The sequence below is a fragment of the Sphingobium sp. YR768 genome, assembly GCF_900111125.1.
Taxonomy (GTDB): domain Bacteria; phylum Pseudomonadota; class Alphaproteobacteria; order Sphingomonadales; family Sphingomonadaceae; genus Sphingobium.
Genome location: NZ_FOGE01000032.1, coordinates 13,733 through 32,403, shown reverse-complemented (window position 1 = coordinate 32,403; position 18,671 = coordinate 13,733). Strand labels below are relative to the sequence as shown.

Here is an 18,671-nt window from a genome sequence, read left to right as displayed (position 1 = left end):
ACCTCCTTCATCTCTTATAATCGTCGGAGAGTGCCGCTCTGGAGTCGACAAGAACGCCCAATCACCGGATCGTCGCTATAACGACGCAATGTACTATTTAGTACACACCGACCTGAGTCGCAAGTTCGCTCAGCGTTTTTCGGGGAAAGTTGCTGCTTCTCTGCCCGTCTGACGACCGCCTTACCGGGGACATGCAGGGAATAGATGGCTGGCAAATCTGGCCAAACGCCCTCCTCTTCGATCGACGCGAGCGGGCGTCGCGAACCGAAGGCGCTTCTATTATGTTGAAATCTTGCCCTTATCGGGAAGGCTCAGAGACCGTTTGAAAAATGCGCGAAAGAACGCCTTTGGCGCATTCCCAAACAGACTCTAAGCCCAAACTAAGAGCCGACAATGATCGCACCGCCCGGCGCAGCCGTCGATTCCCGGATCACCAGTTCATGGTGCATATAGATGGTCGCCGGGTCAGCCTCCGACTTGGCGCTCTTGGCAAGCGCCACCGCTTGGGTCGCGGCCTCAGCCGAAATCTGGGCACCCGGATGCCGCACCGTCGTCAACGGCGGCCAGATTTTCACCGCCACCGGCGTATCGTCGAACCCGACCACCGACAGGTCGCGCGGCACGTCCAGCCCCCGGCGATGCGCCAGCGACACGATCGCCGCCGCCATGTCATCATTGCTGGCAAAGATCGCTGTCGGCCGGGGATCGCAGGCGAACAGCGCCTCGCCCGCCGCCAGCCCGGATTCAAAACTCATGTCGCCCGCAAAGATCAGTTCGGGCCGCACCGCGATCCCCGCCTCCTCCAGCGCAGCAATATAGCCTTCACAGCGCGTGCGATGGATGAGATGCCCGGTCCCGCCGCGAATGAAGCCGATGTCGCGATGCCCCAGTCCGATCAGATAGGCGGTCATTTCCCGCGCCGCTTCCCGATCGTCGATCCGCACGCAATGCTCGCCCGGCAGATCGTCGCCCGGCGACATGGCGACGACCGGCACCGGAAAATCGCGCGTCAGCCCGAACCGGCTGGCCACCTCGCAATAAGGCGGCACGATCAATATGGCATTGGCGCCGCTATCGACCAGCGCCTGCATCTGCTGCGCGATCTCGGTCGGTTCCGCACTATCCAGCCGCCGCAGCAGCAGTTGCGCACCCAACTGGCTAGTGGCGTCGAGCGCACCGACCAGAATCGCACTGAGGAACGCATTTTCGATATTGCGATGGAGCAGGCCGATCCGCATCGTCGCGGCGCTGGCCAGCGATCGCGCCGCCAGATTGGGCACATAATTGAGTTCACGCACCGCCGCCATCACCAGGTCGCGCGTGCTTTCCTTCACCTTGTGGCTGTTGTTCAGCACGTTCGACACCGTCATGGTCGATACGCCGGCCCGATCCGCGACGGTCTGGATAGTGATGGCCTGACTGGCGCGACGCCCCGGACGGGCCATGATGATGCTCCTGTTTCCCCTGCGGCGAAGGACGCACCCGCATCGACCTTCACGCCCTCACGATTCATTTATCGCTAAAATTCAGCGAAAGGCAAATGTTGCAAAGCCTTTTCCGCCTCTTTTAACAGCCTTTTGTCAGACATGATTATAGCGCTAAAATTTACGCTTGACTCACCCGCTGGTTGGGAACATTTAGCGCTACAATTGCGCAAGCGAATAGCGTGAGCCTGTCGGCAGGGCCGATCAGGGATCAGGGTTTGAACGATCGTGCCGGACCGCAGTCGTCCGGGCGATATAGGGGAGGTAAAATGATGCGTATTTCCAAGAATTTCCTGTGCCATGCCGGCGTATCGGCGATCGCGCTGGGCGTGCTGTTCTCGCCCGCGCTCGTCTTCGCCCAGGATCAGGGCGCCGCACCGCAGGCGCCGCTGGATGGCACCGACATCGTCGTCACCGCCCAGAAGCGCGCAGAACGCCTTCAGGACGTGCCGCTGGCCGTGACCGCCGTGGGCGCCGACACGCTCGCCAACCGCCAGATCAACGACAGCAGCTCGCTGGTGCAGGCCGTCCCCTCGCTGACTTTCCAGCAGGGCGCCACCCCCACCAACAGCAGCTTCCGCATCCGCGGCATCGGCACTGCCCTGTTCGGTCAGGGCGTCGAATCTTCCGTCTCTACCGTGGTCGACGGCGTCGTCGCCGTGCGCCAGACGCAGGGCTTCACCGACCTCGCGGATATCGAGCGCGTCGAAGTGCTGCGCGGCCCGCAGGGCACCTTGTTCGGCAAGAATGCCACCGCCGGCGTCGTCAATGTCACCACCGCCCGCCCCTCTCGCGAGTTTGAGGGCAAGGCCGAAGCCACCATCGCCGAACATGGCGAATATCGCGTCCGTGGCACTGTGTCCGGCCCGATCAGCGACACGCTGCGCGCCCGCGTCACCGGCTTCTATAACGACGTGCGCGGCGTCGCCCGCAACATCGCCACCAATGGCTGGGACAATGGCTCGAAGAGCTGGGGCGTACGCGGCAAGCTGGAATGGGATGCGACCGACAATCTGAACCTGCTGTTCGCGGCTGAGTATCGCAAGACGGATGCCGATTGCTGCGCTTCCACCTGGATCGCGATCACCAACCCGAACCTGCAAACGCTGGTCGGACCGATCGACGCCACCCGCAACAACCGCACGCTGAACGACGAGACGGTCACCCGTTCCAACAGCAAGCAGCAGACCTATTCGCTCCAGGCCGACTGGGATCTGGGCGGGGCGACCATCACCTCCATCTCCGCCTATCAGAAATATTATCTGGACGTGAACCAGCCGATCGAGCGCATCAACAGCGATGTGCCGCTGTTCGTCGGCACGGGGGCGACCTACGCCTATTTCAGCCAGAACCATGGCATCGTGGACCTCAGCGCCTTCAGCCAGGAACTGCGCATCGCCAATAATGGCAATAGCGACCTCAACTATGTCGCCGGCGTCTTCTACATGCATTCCGACATCGAACGCCCGTTCGACCGCCGCCGCGCCCGCTGCACCGCCGGCACCTTCGGCGAACCCTGCGCCGCCAGCAACATCATCTGGCAATCGGCCAAGAGCGACATCCGCCTGAAGCAGGACAGCATCGCCGCCTTCGGTCAGGTCGATTATCGCATCATCGGCGGCCTGAAGGCGATCGGCGGCCTGCGCGTGCAATATGAAAAGGGCACCAACAGCGGCACCCGCACCGCCCCGATCGTGGCGGGCGACGTGATTTTCCCCGGCAATGCCTCGACCAGCGGCTCCATCACCGCCAGCGACACCGCCGTCACCGGCAAGGCGGGCCTGCAATATGAATTCAGCCGCAATGCGCAGGTCTATGGCAGCTATACCCGCGGCTATAAGGGGCTGGGGTACGAGATGGAAATCTCCGCCGACCTCGCCAACCAGCGCGTGCTGGAGCCCGAACATGTCAACGCCTATGAACTGGGCTTCAAGGGCCGCACCGCCGATGGCGTGCTGAGCATCAGCACCGCCTTGTTCCTGGCCGACTACACCAATCTTCAGGTACAGGCGAACCGGTCGGACATCGCATCGGGCGTCGTCCAGTTCGTGTCCACCAATGCCGGCAAGTCGCGCACCAAGGGCTTCGAAATCGAAGCCACCGTGCGCCCCGACGATCATTTCAGCCTGACCGGTGCCGTCACCTATTCGGACGCGAAGATCGATATCGACGGCCTGAACTGTCCGCAGCAGATCGCCGCCACCGCGCCGGTCATGACCGGCACGCCGATCAACGTCTGCTACCGCACCGCCGCTGGCGTCACCCCGACGCAGAATCTGCGCGGCGCCACCCTGCCGGTCAGCCCGAAATGGAAGATCAGCATCGCCCCGCGCTATGAAGCGGACATTCCGGGCACCGACTTTGCCGGCTTCGCGCAGGTGGGCGTCAACTTCCAGAGCGCGATGAACTTCTCGGTCGAACAGGACCCGCTGCTGGAACAGCCCGCCTATGCGCTGGTCGATGCCAGCATCGGCGTGAAGCAGTTGGACGGCCGCTACAGCCTGACCCTGTTCGTCAAGAATCTGTTCGACGAAAACTACCTGACCAGCATCGGCCACACCTCCTTCCTGGGCGGCAATTATGATCTGGTCGGCACCTTCAACAAGGATGCGGACCGCTATTTCGGCGCCACGCTCGGCGTGAAGTTCTGATCGGTCGGGCGCGGCGGTCTCCTGCCGCCGCGCCCCCTCTTCTCTCGGTACGGAGCAGGACGAATGGGCAAGCGCATCCTGATGGCGGCAACCATGCTGACGGCGGCGATCGGCCTGTCCGGGGCACAGGCCGCGCCCAAGCCTGCGGCACCGGCCAAACCCAATATCGTCCTCATCGTCCTCGACGATGTCGGCTTTTCGGACCTTGGCGCCTTCGGCTCGGAAATCCGCACCCCCAATATCGACGCTCTGGCCGCCGGCGGGCTGCGCTACAACCGGTTCGACAGCAAGGCGATCTGCACCGCCACCCGCGCGGCGCTGCTGACCGGGCGCAATCACCAGACGGTGCGGATGGCGGACCTGCCGACCAACACACGCACCACCGACATGAGCCGCGATCGCGGCGAACTGCCCACCAACGCGCAGATGCTGCCGCAGGCGCTGAAGGCCGCAGGCTATCGCACCTATGGCGTGGGCAAATGGCATCTTGGCCCGGAATATGAGGATGGCAAGGCTGGCAATAATGCGTCCTGGCCGATCCAGCGCGGCTTCGACCGTTTCTATGGCTTCTATCTCGGCTGGACCGATCAATATCATCCCGACCTGATCGACGGGAACGCCACCCTGCCCAAGCCCGACAAGCCGGGCTATCATTTCTCCACCGACATGGCGGACCATGCGATCGCCGATATTGACGATGCGGCGGGCAAGCCCTTCTTCCTCTATTTCGCCATGGGCGCGGGCCATGCCCCGTTGCAGGCCCCCCGCGCCTATATCGACCGCTATCGCGGCACCTATGAAAAGGGCTGGGACGCGCTGCGCGCCGAGCGCTTCGAGCGGATGCAAAAGGCTGGCATCATCCCCTCCAGTGCCGTCAACACGATCCGCGCCGCCGGCGATCGCCCCTGGGATCAACTCGGCGCCGACGAACAGGCCGTCTTCGCCCGCTATATGGCGACCTATGCCGGTTTCCTGGAACATGCCGACGCGCAGATCGGCCGGGTCGTCCAGCGGCTCAAGGACAGCGGCCAATATGACAACAGCATCATCCTGCTGATCTCCGACAATGGCGCCGCGTCCGAAGCGGGGCAGGAGGGCAGCTTCGAAAAGATGTACCGACCCAACAAGCTGAGCTTCGCCGAGCAGCGCGCGCGCATCGACGATATCGGCACCGACAGACTGCAACCCGAATATCCCCGCCCCTGGGCCTGGGCCGGCGACACGCCGTTCCGCCGCTACAAGGTGTGGCCCTATGCCGGGGGCGTGCGCACGCCGATGATCCTCTCCTGGCCGGCGGTCATTCGGGACAAGGGCGCGGTGCGCACGCAACTGGTCGACCCGATCGACCTGGCCCCCACCTTGCTGGATGCGGCCGGCACCGGCTTTGCCCGCAGCGTCGATGGCGTGGTGCAGGTGCCCGTGGCTGGGCGCTCCATCCGCGCCACCTTCAACAATGCGCAAGCCGCCACCCGCCCGGTCCAGTATTTCGAGCTGCGCGGCCAGCGCGCGATCACGGCGGGCCACTGGCGCGCGGTCGCCATGCACCAATATGGCACCGACTTCGCGAAGGACCGGTGGGAATTGTTCGACCTGTCGAAGGACTTTTCCGAAAGCACCGACCTTGCCGCCAGTCACCCCGCCAAGCTGGCGGAGATGAAGGCGCTCTGGTGGCGGGAAGCCCGCAAATACAGCACGCCGCCGCTCGCCGAGCCGCCCGAAATCTTCGCCAGGCGCGCCCGCTATGACGACGCCTTCACCGATCCGAAATGAGTAACGCCATCTCCACTTTGACTTCCCCCCTTTCACCCGGTGCCGGTCCTCTGTTCCTCTCCCCGGAGGACATGGCCTGGGTGGAAAATACCCGCGACGCCATGAGTGTCGAGGCGCAGATCGCGCAGCTGTTCGTCCTGTCCGCGCGCCATGACAGCATCGCGGAAACCGACGGGCTGCTCGGCCATGCGCCGGGCGGCATCCACCGCTTCCCGACCCATGATCTGGACGCCGCCTGGGCTGCGACGCGCCATGCGGTCGAGCGGTCCGAAGTGCCGCTGATCCTGTCCGGCGATATCGAGGGCGGCACGGTCAGCGCGCCCTTCACCACCGCCATCCCCAACCAGATGGGCATCGCCGCCTGCGACGATCTGGACCTGAGCGCCGACCTGGCCCGCATCGTCGGACAGGAAAGCCGGGCGCTGGGCTATAACTGGTCCTTCACTCCCGTGGTCGACATCAACCGCGCCTTCCGCAACGCGGTGGTCGGCACCCGCTCCTACGGTTCCGATCCCGACCGCATTCTCGCTCAGGCGCGCGCCTATGTGCGTGCGCTACAGGCACAGGGCGTGGCCGCCTGCGCCAAGCATTGGCCCGGCGACGGGCTGGACGATCGCGATCAGCATCTCGTCACCAGCGTCAACGACATGGACATGGACGAATGGCGCGCGACCTTCGGCCGCATCTTCGGCACGCTGGTCGATGATGGCGTGATGACGATCATGTCGGCCCATATCGCCCTGCCCGCCTATATCCGCGACAGACTGCCGCAGGCCGGCGCGCAGGCCTTCGAACCCGCGTCCGTATCCCGCCTGCTGAATCAGGATTTGCTGCGCGGCGAACTCGGCTTTGACGGCCTGATCGTGTCCGACGCCACCGTCATGGGCGGCCTCACCAGCTGGATGGCTCGTGCCGAAGCCGTCCCCGCCGTAATCGAAGGCGGCTGCGACGTCTTCCTGTTCAGCCGCGATCCGGTCGCCGACATGGGCTTCATGCTACAGGGCCTGCGCGACGGCCGCCTGTCGGAACAGCGCCTGCATGACGCCGTCACCCGCTTCCTGTCGCTGAAGGCGAAGCTCGGCCTGCACCGCATGACCCCGGACGAGCGCATCGCCCCGGTCGAGCAAACCCGCGCCCTGCTGCGCCAGCCCGCCCATCTCGATCAGGCCGCCCGCGCCGCCGCCGCCAGCATCACTTTGGTCAAGGATCGCGAAGCCCTGATCCCGATCACGCCGGGCCAGCACAAGCGCGTGCTCATCATTTCCGACGAAGGCGCCAGCTTCTTCTCCGGCGCGCCCGAACGCGATTTCACCCCGCTGATCGCAGGTCTCCAAAATCGTGGCTTCGCCGTCCGCCATTTCGATCCCGAAGCGATGCCGACGCCCGAAGACACAGACCTCATCCTCTATCTGATCGGACAGGAAGCCACGCCCGCGCTCAGCCATATCTTCCTCGATTTCGCCCGGCTGCATGCCAGCCCGCGCAACGGCATGATTCAGTTCAACCGCGAAATCCCGACCCTGCTTATCTCCTTCGGCCAGCCCTATTATCTGTATGACGCGCCGAATTTCGCGACCTATATCAATGCCTATGCTTCGTTGCCCGATGTGCAGACGGCATTGGTGGAGCGGCTGACGGGCGATGCGCCCTTCACCGGAAAAAGCCCGGTCGATGCCTTTTGCGGGAAGGAACAATTGTCATGGTAAGCCCTCGCAGGATCGCAGCGGCATCGCTTTTCGTCCTCGCACTGAGCGGTGCTGCATCGCCGCCGAAAGGCTGGCGCGACCTCAACCATAATGGCCGGCTCGACCGCTATGAGGACAGCCGCGCCCCCATCCACGCCCGCGTCGAGGATTTGCTCAAGCAGATGACGCTGGCGGAAAAGGCCGGCATGCTGGTGCACGGCACCCTGCCCACGCCCGGCTCCTCGATCGGTTTCGCCGGCAAGACCTATGATGCCGACGCCACCGTAAAGCTGCTGAACGATCGCCACATCAACAGCTTCATCACCCGCCTCGTCGTGTCCCCATCGGACCTCGCCGCGCAGAACAACGCCGTACAGAAACTGGCGGAGGCCAGCCGCCTCGGCATTCCCGCCACGATCAGCACTGACCCGCGCCACCATTTTCAGGCGACATTGGGCGCCAGCACCACCGGCGGCGGCTTCTCGCTCTGGCCCGACACGCTGGGCTTCGCCGCGCTGGGCGACACCGAAACCGTGCGCCGCTTCGGCGACATCGCGCGGCAGGAATATCGCGCCGTCGGCATCCATATGGCGCTCTCGCCGCAGGCCGACCTCGCCACCGAACCACGCTGGCCGCGCTTCGCCGCAACCTTCGGCTCCGATCCGGTCGAAGTGTCCCGGCTCGCCGGCGCCTATGTCGACGGCTTCCAGCATGGCCGCACCGGCATCCGCCCCGATGGCGTCGCCACCGTGGTCAAACATTGGGTCGGCTATGGCGCCGAACCCGAAGGTTTCGACGGCCATAACTATTATGGCCGCAACGCGCCGCTGACCGACGCCGCCTTCGCCCAGCATATCCGCGCCTTCGACGATAGCCTGGCCGCCCATAGCGCGGGCGTCATGCCCACCTATGTCATCGTCCATGGCCCGAAGATCGCGGGCGAGCCGATCGAACCGGTCGCCGCCGGCTTCAACAAGCAGATGCTGACCGGCCTGCTGCGAGGGGAAAAGGGATATCGCGGCCTGATCGTCTCCGACTGGTCGATCACCAATGATTGCCCGCAGGCCTGCATGGCCCCAAACGCGCAGAACCCGCAGACGCCCGCGTCGATCGGCACGCCCTGGGGCATGGAGGCGGCCGACAAGACGACCCGCTTCGCCAAGGGGCTGAATGCCGGCATCGACCAGTTCGGCGGCGCGAACGATCCCGCCCCCATTCTGGACGCGGTCGCCAAGGGTCTCGTCAGCGAAAAGCGCATCGATGAATCCGTCCGCCGCGTGCTGCGCCTGAAGTTCGAACAGGGGCTGTTCGACAATCCCTATGTCGATGAAGCCGCCGCCGCCCGCATCGTCGGCAACCCGCAGGCCCAGGCCGAAGCGGACGCCGTCCAGCGCGCCAGTCAGGTGCTGCTGCGCAACGACGGCGCCACCCTGCCGGTCGCGCCGGGCAAGCGCATCTGGCTCCACAATGTCGATGCCGCCGCCGCCCGCGCCGCTGGCTTCACCGTGGTCGAAGACCCGGCGCAGGCCGACGTCGCGCTGGTCCGCACCGCCACCCCGTTCGAAACGCTGCACCCGCATCATTTCTTCGGCGCGCGCCAGCATGAGGGGCGGCTGGATTTCCGCGCCGATGACAAGGATGTGCAGGCGATCGCGCGCGCATCCGCCCATGTTCCCACCATCGTCGCGGTGGAGATGGATCGCCCCGCCATCCTGACCGCGATCGAGCCGATGGCCAAGGCCATGCTCGTCACCTTCGGCGCCAGCGATGCCGCCATACTGGATGTCGTCACCGGCCGCGCCGTGGCAAAGGGCCATATGCCCTTCTCGCTCCCCCGCTCCATGGCCGATGTCGAGGCGCAAAGCCCTGATCTGCCCGATGATGGCCCCGCCCCCGCTTATTCGCGCGGCGCCGGGATCGTCCTGAGGGCTGCCCGGTGACGGACGGCATGATCCACCTGCCCGGCGGCCCCTTCCTGATGGGGTCGGACCGTTTCTACCCGGAAGAAGCGCCGGTGCGCCGGGTGCAGGTGGATGGCTTTCGCATCGACGAAACGCCCGTCACCAACCGTGACTTTGCCCGCTTCGTGGAAGCCACCGGCCATGTCACGCTGGCGGAAATCGCGCCCGACCCCAAGGACTATCCCGGCATGGACCCGGCGATGGCGCGGGCGGGATCGCTGCTGTTCCAGCGCACGGGTGGCCCGGTATCGCTGGAAGACTATAGCCAGTGGTGGCAGTTCAGCTTCGGCACCGACTGGCGCCATCCCCATGGCCCGGACAGCCGGATCGAGGGGCTGGAGGATCACCCCGTCGTCCATGTCGCCTATGCCGATGCGGAAGCCTATGCCAAATGGGCGGGCAAGGCGCTGCCGACCGAGGCGGAATGGGAATATGCAGCGCGCGGCGGCCTGGACGGCGCGGACTATGCCTGGGGCGACGCACTGGCGCCGGACGGCGCGATGATGGCCAATTACTGGCAGGGCGCCTTCCCATACGGCAACACGCTGGAGGATGGCTATGAGCGCACATCCCCGGTGCGCACCTACACCCCCAACGGCCATGGCCTGTACGACATGATCGGCAATGTCTGGGAATGGACGACCGACTGGTTCGCCCAACCCCGGATCGAACGCAAGACGAAGGGTAGCTGCTGCATCCCCGCCAACCCGCGCGGCGGCACGAAGCGGGAGAGTTTCGATCCCGCCACGCCCGACATCGCCATTCCGCGCAAGGTGCTGAAGGGCGGATCGCATCTGTGCGCCGCCAATTATTGCCAGCGCTATCGCCCCGCCGCCCGCCATCCGCAGGCGGTGGACAGCGCGACCAGCCATATCGGCTTTCGCTGCATCATCCGGGACAAGAAGGAAACCCGTCCATGACCCACGCCCGTCGCGCGCTGCGCGCCGCCGCGATCGCCGCCTGCACCCTGCTGGGGCCGGGCGCCTTCGCCAAGCCGGTGAACGCGCCGCAGCCCAAGCCGACCAACATGATCTTCGTGCTGGTGGACGATCTGCGCTATGATGCGATGGGCTTCCTGACGCCGGGCCTTCAGACCCCCAATATCGACCGGCTGGCCAGGGACGGCGTCTATTTCCCCAATGCCGTCGTCACCTCCTCGCTCTGCTCGCCCAGCCGCGCGACCATCCTGACCGGCCAGACCGCGCGCAACCATGGCGTGGTGGACAATAATAATAGTTCGGAGGAAGGGCTGACCTTCTTCCCCAAATATCTTCAGGCAGCGGGCTATCAGACCGGCTTCTTCGGCAAATGGCATATGGGCTTCGACACCGACGCCCCCCGCCCCGGCTTCGACAAATGGGTCAGCTTCAAGGGCCAGGGCACCTATTTCCCGACCGAACAGCTCAGCCCCGACAAGATCGCGGCGGGCGATCGGCAGATGCTGAACGTCGATGGCGCGCATGTGAAGCGCACCGGCTATATCACCGACGAGCTGACCGATTATGCCATGAACTGGCTGGAAAAGGGCCGCGATCCGTCCAAGCCCTTCTTCCTCTATCTCAGCCACAAGGCGGTCCATAGCGACCCGCTGCCGCCCGACCGGTACAAGGCGCAATATAGCGACCTCAAGATCAACCTGCCCGCCAGCATGGCGGACACGCCGGAAAATAATGCCGGCAAGCCGCTCTGGGTCCGCAATCAGCGCAATAGCTGGCACGGCGCTGACTTCCCCTATCACACCAACAACCCCATGACGGAGCAGGTCCGCGACTATTATCGCACCCTGTCCCCCGTGGATGAGAGCCTGGGTCGCATCCTGGCTTACCTCAAGAAGAACCATCTCGATAAAAATACGATGGTCGTCTTCTATTCCGACAACGGCTTCCTGATCGGGGAACATGGGCTGATCGACAAACGCAACGCCTATGAGCCCTCCGTCCGGGTGCCGATGATCGTCTGGGCGCCCGGCATGGTGCCCAAGGGCGTGACCAACCCCGCCGTCGTGCGCAATCTCGACCTCGCGCCGACCTTCCTCGACATCGCCCATGTCGCAAAGCCCGCGCAGATGGAGGGCAAGAGCTTCCTGCCCGTGGCCGAGGGCAAGATCGACGAAAAGACCTGGAACCCCGGCGATTTCGTCTATGAATATTATTGGGAATGGAGCTTCCCGCAGACGCCCACCACCTTCGCGATCGAGCGCGATCGGGTAAAATATATCCAATATCATGGCGTCTGGGATCTGGAGGAACTGTACGACCTCAAGAGCGATCCGGACGAGATGCACAATCTGATCGAGGATCCCAAATGGCTGGATACCAAGATCACCCTGCGCAAGGCGCTGTTCGAGCAACTGGCCAACAATAAGGGCGCGCATGTCGTTCCCTATACGCGCAAGACCAGCTCCGGCCTCGTCCACCGCAATATCGACGGCCCGCATGCCGCCGACTTCCCGGCCGACTGGTATGTCCAGCCCAATCTGCCGACCAAGATGAACGACCTGTTCGCCGACAGCCCGGCCAAGGCGAAGGCCGACGCCGAAGGCAAGACCTACCACCCGTAATATGCCTCCCACGTCATTGCGAGCGAAGCGCGGCAATCCACGCAGCGCAACATGGATTGCTTCGCTACGCTCGCAATGACGGAAAAAGGGCTGATACCCTCTTTCTCGTCCCGCTTTGAAAGTTCGCGTCGATGACCGCATCTCCTTCGCCGGAAACCACTCGCCCCGCCGTGTCGCTGGGCTTCGTCGCCATCTATGTGCTGGCGCAGTTCGGCATCTGGGTCGCGCTGCTGACGCCGGTGGTGATGACGCTGGCGCTGCGCGTCGGCGAGATTGCGAGCGAGGCGGAAAAGGGACGATGGCTGGGCGTCATCCTGGCGATCGGCGGTTTCGTCGCGCTGGTCGCGACGCCGGTCTGCGGCGCCCTGTCGGATCGGACGCGCAGCCGCTTCGGCCGCCGCCGGCCCTGGCTACTGGGCGGATTGGTCGTCGCGGGCGCGGGCCTGCTGCTGCTCGGCCTGGCCCCCAACCTGCCGCTGCTGGGTGTGGGCTGGATCATCTGTCAGGCCGGCTTCAATGCCATGCAGGCCGGTTGCCTGCCGATCCTGCCCGACATCATCCCCGTCCGCTGGCAGGGGCGTGTTGCCGGCATGCTGGGCATGACATCGACCATGGGCACCTTCGCGGGCAGCTGGATCACCCAATATACGCAGGGGTCGTCGCTGCTGATGTTCCTCGCCCCCTTCGCGATCACCGTGGTCAGCATCACCATCCTCTGCCTGATCCTGCCCGATCGCCCGGCCGACAGCAGCGATGACCGCCGCCTCGGCCCCATCGCGATGCTGCGCGCGATCGGCGCCCCCTTCCGCGACTGGGACTTTAGCTGGGCTTTCGGCAGCCGCTTCCTCATCATGATGGCCTGGTCGTTCCTGCTGACTTACCAGCTCTTCTTCCTGACCGATCAGTTGGCCTTGCCCAAGTCCGACGCAACGCAGGTGATGGTGAAATCGATGGCGATCATCGCCACCGCCACCATCGCCATATCGCTGGTCGGCGGCTTCATCACCGACTGGACCGGCCGGCGCAAGCCGCTCGTCTTCCTCGCCGCCGCGCTGGAGGGGGCCGGTTTCCTGACGATCGCGCTGGCCCCGTCCGTGCCGCAATTCCTGGTCGGCGTGGCCATGGCGGGGATCGGCAAGGGCCTTTATTTCGCGGTCGATCTCGCCCTGCTCGCCGCCATCCTGCCCCGGCCGGAGGACAGCGCCAAGGATATGGGCGTGTTCCAGATCGCCAACAGCCTGCCCCAGTCGCTCGCCCCCGCGATCGCACCGATCATCCTCGCCATCGGCAGCGCGCAGGGCAATGATTATGCCGCCATCTATTTCGTCGGCTGCCTGTTCGCCCTGCTCGGCGCGATCGCTATCTGCCCGGTACGCCGGTCCAGATAGTCACCGGACCTTCAGGCCCAACCCGCTCAGCAACTGCCCGGCCTGCTCGCGCGAGATCGTCGCGCCGCGAAACGGCCGGGCATCCTCCAGCCTTATGCCGCCCAGATCGGCCCCACGCAGGTCCGCGCCATCAAAACGCGCACCCTGAAGATAGGCGTCCCGCAGGCTGGACTCCTCGAATACTGCCATCCGGAAATCGCAATTGCGCAAATCGGCCGACGCCAGATCGACCTTACGCAGCGTCGCCTTTCGAAACGACAGGCCGGGCATCTTGCTGTTGATCAGCAGCGTTTCTTCCAGATGAAATTCGATCGCGCTCGCGCCGGAAAAGTCCGCGCCCGTCAGCTTGCAACCCGTAAAGCGCGCCGACGTCATCTTCGCCTGCCGCAAATTGGCGTTGTTGAAATCGCAACTGACCAGCATGCTTTCCTGCAACGCCGCGCCCCGGAACGATGCGAACGCACCACGACAGCCATGCCAGGACGCCCCGGTCAGGTTTGCGGAGGCAAAATCCGCCTGCCGCAAATTGCACCGCTCGAACCGCGCCCCTGAAAAATCGAGATGCGACATGTCTGCCTGCTCGAAATCGCATTCGACAAACAGCGCCGGTCCCAGCGCCAGATGATCCTGCGCCATCTGCCGCGTCACGCTCTGCCCGGTCAGTGCATGTCCTGCCGATACTTCGTCCATTGGAATGCCTTATCTCAATCGGGGTGAAAGGCCATGATGAATATCAGGGCACGCCGATTCGGCTTAATCCACGCAGCGGGCGGCCCATATGAAAGGCCGCCCGCCACAGCTTTTTCATGGCTTCCCGGCAACCTCGGCGATCACCGCCAACCCGCGCTTCTTCGCGTCCGTGATGCTCAGCTTCTTCGCCTGTATGTCGTCGGCCAGCCCCATCAGCCGCTCGGCCGCCGCCGATCCGGTTTCGGCGACCTCGGTCACGGCCACGCCGCCGTTACGCGCGATGACATCGTCCCATCCCGCACGGATCGCCGCCCAATAGTCCTTCGTCGCAGACCAATAGGCATCGGCCGGCGCCGCATCGAATGCGGTGTCGCGGCTATAGCTGTTCAGCACCGATTCCTGCACGAACGGCACGATCTTCTCACCCTTGCCGCTGCTGCCCGGTTCAGCACCGGGTTCCGGTCCCATCTTGATATTATCCTGCCAGTGGATCCAGCCCGCTGGCGAAGGCGAATGGCGGTTGATCGACAGATAGCGATCATAGGCCGGATGGCGCACCGCATCCCGGCGGGCGAGCGGGCGCAAGGTCCAGTTGCTGCGCCACCGGCGCACGCCGCCCTCTTCGGTCCACTGGCCCCATCCGCCATAGCGCGGGGAATCGTCGGTCTGGTACACCGTCTGCGACCAGCGGCCAGCGCGCAGGCCAGCGGGCACCGGGTCCAGCTTCCAGCGTCCCTTGCCGGCATAGACCAGCACGGTTTCGGGCTCATAGATCCAGTCCTGCCGCCAATGCTTGATCACCATCGGCTTGCCGCTGCCGTCATCGACGACCAGCAGATGTTGCAGGATGATGCGGCGACCGCTGTCCTCGACCACCCGCACCGCTTCATGCCCGCCCGAAACCTTGTCCGGGATCGGCGTATAGTCGGCGCGCCATGGCGTGGTTTCGCGCATGTCGAACTTCACCTTGAAATTGCCCGCCATCGCCAGGATCGACGCCCGGTCGGCGTCGAAAGCCTGCGCCTTCGCTGCGGCGGAGGGGGCTGCAACAGGGCCATCGGCCAGCACAGGCACGGCCGCACTGATCGCGGTGGCCAGCAGGATGGATTTGATCAGGGACTTCATCGCAAATTCCATTCGTTTAAAGAGCAGCAGACAGGCGGGCATCGACCAGCGCCTGAACATGGGCGAAGGCAGCGTTGGCGCCGGCCACGACGCGCGCCTCCTCCTCCGGGTCCAGCACGATGGCATCCAACGCAGCGGTAAAGGCGCGCCAGTGCGGGGCCGGCCCGGCCTCGGCCGGAGCAAGGTGGCGGGCGCCATAATCGTCCGACAGGCCGATCTTTGCCGCTTCCTTGCGCAGCAACGCCGCCCCCATATTCGATCCTTCCACGACATAGAGCCAGCCAAGCCCCGTCGCGACATCCCCGTCCGGCCCGGACGCATCATCAACTGCCGGAATGGCGATCCCCACATCGGCAAGGTCAGCCGAAATCAGCACCAGCCGCTGCCGGCCTTCAAGCCCCGGCAACAGCGCCTGCAACCGCGCGTCGGCATAGAGCGGCGCGACCGCATGATGCAGATGATATTGGATCTCGGCAAAGCGCCGATAGCCCTCGATCGTGGCGAAGGATGCCGCTTCCATGATCGACCGGTCGAGCCGGTCATGCGTCCCATGGGTCGCCGCCTTCAGCCTTTTGGCCCGGCCCGGTTCACCCTGTTCTGGCTGCACTGGATTCATACTCTATACCCTAGATGGCGGAAGAGGGCGGCTCGGACCGCCCTTCTCCCTTTGGAAAATTGTCAGAAGGACAGGATGACCGACGCCTTGTAGGTGCGGCCCGGCTGGCTGTAATAAAGCTGCGAGATGCTGCCGCTGTCGGGGATGTCGAGCGCGTTATAATAGGTCTTGTCGAGGATATTATAGACGCCGCCCTGAAGCCGCAGCCCCTCGAACAGGCCCGGCTTCACCCAGCCGGTAAAGTCGACAATGCCATAGCCCGGCGTCTTGTTGAGCGAGGAACTCATAGTCTCCACCTTGTCGCGCTTGGCGGCAACGGTGGCGGACAGATCGGCGCCGAAGCGCTCCTGCCGATAGCCCACGCCCACTATGCCGCGCAGCGGCGGGACGGAATTGAGATATGTATCCTCGTCCGTATCCTTGCCATGGGCATAGGCGACCGATCCCCACATCCGCCAGTTGGGCGTCAGCGACCATTGGGCGCTCGCTTCCGCCCCATAGATGCGGACATGCGCGCGGTTCACATAACGGAATACGCCGAACGGATAGGCACCCGTCAGGCCCACCGCCGCCGCCGTGGTCGTGATCGAGTCGATGAAGTTGCGATAATAATTGTCGTAGACGGCGATCTTCGCGCCATTGTCCTTGTCGCCGAATTTCAGCCCGACTTCATAGCCATTGCTGGTTTCCGGCTTCAGATCGGGATTGCCGATGCTGACATAGCTGGAGGGGCCACCATAGGTCAGATAGAGTTCCGTGGCCGATGGCGCCCGGAAAGCCTGCGACCATTGGCCGTACAGCGTCAGGTTCGGCAGCACATCCCATTCGGCCATCAGCTTGGGCGAGAATTTGGAATCGCGCGACTTGTCCGGCAGGCCTTCATAGGCGGCATTGACGGTATAGGTCGCGGTTTCCTGCGGCGTGCGGCGGTAGGAATCGAACCGCAGGCCCGGCGTCAGGTGGAACGCGCCAAAGCTGATCCGGTCCTGCACGAACAGGCCGATGTCCGTGCCGTCGACATCGGGCATGTCGGACTGGTTCACATGCAGGAAGCTGCAACTATAGATGGCGGCCGTGCAGTTATCGACACCGGATGCATATTGGCTGGTCTTGGTGGCATAGACTTCGCCGCCCAGGCTGATCGCATGCTCCAGCGCGCCAGTCGTGGCGGCCGCGACGATCGACCCGTTCAGGCCGTAGGATTCATCCTGCAAATCGCTGTCGCGGTCATATTGACCGATCGGCGCCGTGGTACGGGTCGCCTGCGTATAGGTGCGCAGGTTCAGCCGCTGCCAGTAACCGACCAGATGCGCCTCCCGGATGAACCCGTCGCCTTCGGACATATAGTCATAGGTGCCGGCCACCCGCTTGCGCTTATTCTGCTCCAGCGTGCCATAGCTCGGATAGGTCGACGTCACGCTGGTCAGCGTATTCTCGTCATAGCTGCGCTTGAAGACTTCACCGGTCAGGCCGATGCGATGCCCGCCGCCCAGATATTGGTGCACTTTGACCAGCAGATTTTCCTGATCATAATCGGCCGGGTTCTGCGCGGTGCGGGTCGAACCGCTGCCATAGGTCTTGCCCTGATTTTCGGTTTCATGGCCGTTCTGATATCCGCCCTGAATCAGGACCATCATATTGCCGGTGCGGAAAGCCGCCGCCTGATTGAGGTAGATGCTGTCGCTCGCGCTGTCATAGGTCGCCTTGCCCAGCGCCGCCTGCGTCTTGCCATCGACCAGCAGGTCTTCGGGGTCCAGCGTGCGCGCGGCGAACACCCCGCCCAGCGCACCTTGCCCGAAATAGCTGGCGTCGCTGCTCTTCACCACATCGATGACCGACAGGGAGTTAAAGTCGAAGGACGCCACGCCCCCCTGCACACCGCGCGCGCCATCGGACAGCCAGGGCAGGCGAATGCCGTCCAGCGTCGTCAGCACCCGGTTGGAATCCAGACCGCGAATATTGATGCTGAAATTATTGCTGTTGAAATTGACCCCGGCGTCGACCCGGCGGGCATAGTCGGCGATGCTGTCGACCATCCGCCCACGCAGCGTCGCCGCGCCGGTGCTGGTCGACAGCAGCGGCGACTTGCCGGCCGCGTTGCGATCCAGATTGGTGGGCACCTCGATCGCATCCGCCTCGACCCGCACGGACCCCAGCGGCACCGCCCGTGATGCCGTCTCACCGCTGCCCTGCCCGGTCGTGGCCGCAGCACCGACGCCCTGCGTGTCGGTGCCGCCGCTATTGCCGCCCTGCTCCAGCGTGACCGTATTGGGTCCGGTAAAGCGATAGGTCAGGCCCGTGCCGGACAGCAGCCGCGACAGCGCCTGCGTCGGCGCCAGCTTGCCTGACACGCCCGGCGACTGGATGCCCGCCCCGATCGATGCCGAATAGCCGACCTGAATGCCCGACTGTTCGGTAAATTGCAGCATCGCGTTCAACAGCGGCTGCGCCTCGACCTGAAAGCTGCGCGCGGCCGGTGTCGCCTGCGCCAAAGCAGGCGTCGCGACCGCCGCGATCGATAGCCCGGCGCTGCCGGCCATAAGGAGCGCGCGCAGCGCTGCTCCGGTCAAAATTCCACGTCGTGCCGCGCTGGCCATGCCAAACCCCATTCGCTCCAAGGCGCTGCACCATGCCACGCCCGACGCTTGTTGCACAATGCTCGCATTAGCAAAAAGTCGTCTTAAGACGGATGCGGATCGGCTTGCCCTAACCCCTGTCGCGAATTTTTTTGCGCGCGCCCC

12 protein-coding genes are annotated in these 18,671 nt (G+C 64.3%); 7 read left to right on the top strand and 5 right to left on the bottom strand.

Going from position 1 to position 18,671, the window contains the following annotated elements; all coding sequences use genetic code 11:
• Positions 1-380: 380 nt before the first annotated feature.
• Complete coding sequence (locus tag BMX92_RS22555; RefSeq protein ID WP_093020734.1) at positions 381-1,445, bottom strand: LacI family DNA-binding transcriptional regulator; 1,065 nt, start codon at positions 1,443-1,445, stop codon at positions 381-383.
• Positions 1,446-1,753: 308 nt separating this feature from the next.
• Between BMX92_RS22555 and BMX92_RS22550 the strand changes: the two genes are divergently transcribed.
• The 7 genes from BMX92_RS22550 to BMX92_RS22520 all read left to right on the top strand — a co-directional run bounded on the left by BMX92_RS22550 (position 1,754) and on the right by BMX92_RS22520 (position 13,499).
• Positions 1,754-4,135 (top strand): TonB-dependent receptor, encoded by a 2,382-nt coding sequence (locus BMX92_RS22550; protein WP_093020732.1) that lies wholly within the window; start codon positions 1,754-1,756, stop codon positions 4,133-4,135.
• A 63-nt stretch (positions 4,136-4,198) separates the two neighbouring features.
• A complete protein-coding gene (locus tag BMX92_RS22545; RefSeq protein WP_256213556.1) occupies positions 4,199-5,905 on the top strand; it encodes an arylsulfatase in 1,707 nt (568 codons plus the stop codon).
• A complete protein-coding gene (locus BMX92_RS22540; RefSeq protein WP_093020730.1) occupies positions 5,902-7,611 on the top strand; it encodes a glycoside hydrolase family 3 protein in 1,710 nt (569 codons plus the stop codon). The genes BMX92_RS22545 and BMX92_RS22540 overlap by 4 nt, the downstream gene beginning before the upstream one ends.
• The gene (locus BMX92_RS22535) at positions 7,605-9,530 is read left to right on the top strand and encodes a glycoside hydrolase family 3 protein (protein WP_093020727.1); all 1,926 of its coding nucleotides are present in this window, start codon (positions 7,605-7,607) and stop codon (positions 9,528-9,530) included. Before BMX92_RS22540 ends, BMX92_RS22535 begins: the two co-directional genes overlap by 7 nt.
• 8 nt (positions 9,531-9,538) lie before the next feature.
• Complete coding sequence (locus tag BMX92_RS22530) at positions 9,539-10,471, top strand: formylglycine-generating enzyme family protein (RefSeq protein ID WP_093020752.1); 933 nt, start codon at positions 9,539-9,541, stop codon at positions 10,469-10,471.
• Positions 10,468-12,111 (top strand): sulfatase family protein, encoded by a 1,644-nt coding sequence (locus BMX92_RS22525; RefSeq protein ID WP_093020725.1) that lies wholly within the window; start codon positions 10,468-10,470, stop codon positions 12,109-12,111. The genes BMX92_RS22530 and BMX92_RS22525 overlap by 4 nt, the downstream gene beginning before the upstream one ends.
• Before the next feature lie 131 nt (positions 12,112-12,242).
• Positions 12,243-13,499: an MFS transporter gene (locus BMX92_RS22520; protein ID WP_093020723.1), complete on the top strand. Its 1,257-nt coding sequence runs from the start codon at positions 12,243-12,245 to the stop codon at positions 13,497-13,499.
• Here the strand turns inward: BMX92_RS22520 and BMX92_RS22515 are convergent, their stop codons facing one another.
• The 4 genes from BMX92_RS22515 to BMX92_RS22500 all read right to left on the bottom strand — a co-directional run bounded on the left by BMX92_RS22515 (position 13,500) and on the right by BMX92_RS22500 (position 18,527).
• The gene (locus tag BMX92_RS22515) at positions 13,500-14,189 is read right to left on the bottom strand and encodes a pentapeptide repeat-containing protein (RefSeq protein WP_093020721.1); all 690 of its coding nucleotides are present in this window, start codon (positions 14,187-14,189) and stop codon (positions 13,500-13,502) included. It abuts the gene before it with no gap.
• 114 nt (positions 14,190-14,303) lie between these two features.
• Positions 14,304-15,314, bottom strand: a complete 1,011-nt coding sequence (locus tag BMX92_RS22510) for a DUF6607 family protein (protein WP_093020750.1) — start codon at positions 15,312-15,314, stop codon at positions 14,304-14,306.
• A gap of 16 nt (positions 15,315-15,330) precedes the next feature.
• A complete protein-coding gene (locus BMX92_RS22505; RefSeq protein ID WP_093020719.1) occupies positions 15,331-15,930 on the bottom strand; it encodes a biliverdin-producing heme oxygenase in 600 nt (199 codons plus the stop codon).
• 62 nt (positions 15,931-15,992) lie between these two features.
• A complete protein-coding gene (locus tag BMX92_RS22500) occupies positions 15,993-18,527 on the bottom strand; it encodes a TonB-dependent receptor (RefSeq protein ID WP_218145829.1) in 2,535 nt (844 codons plus the stop codon).
• Between the last annotated feature and the right edge of the window lie 144 nt (positions 18,528-18,671).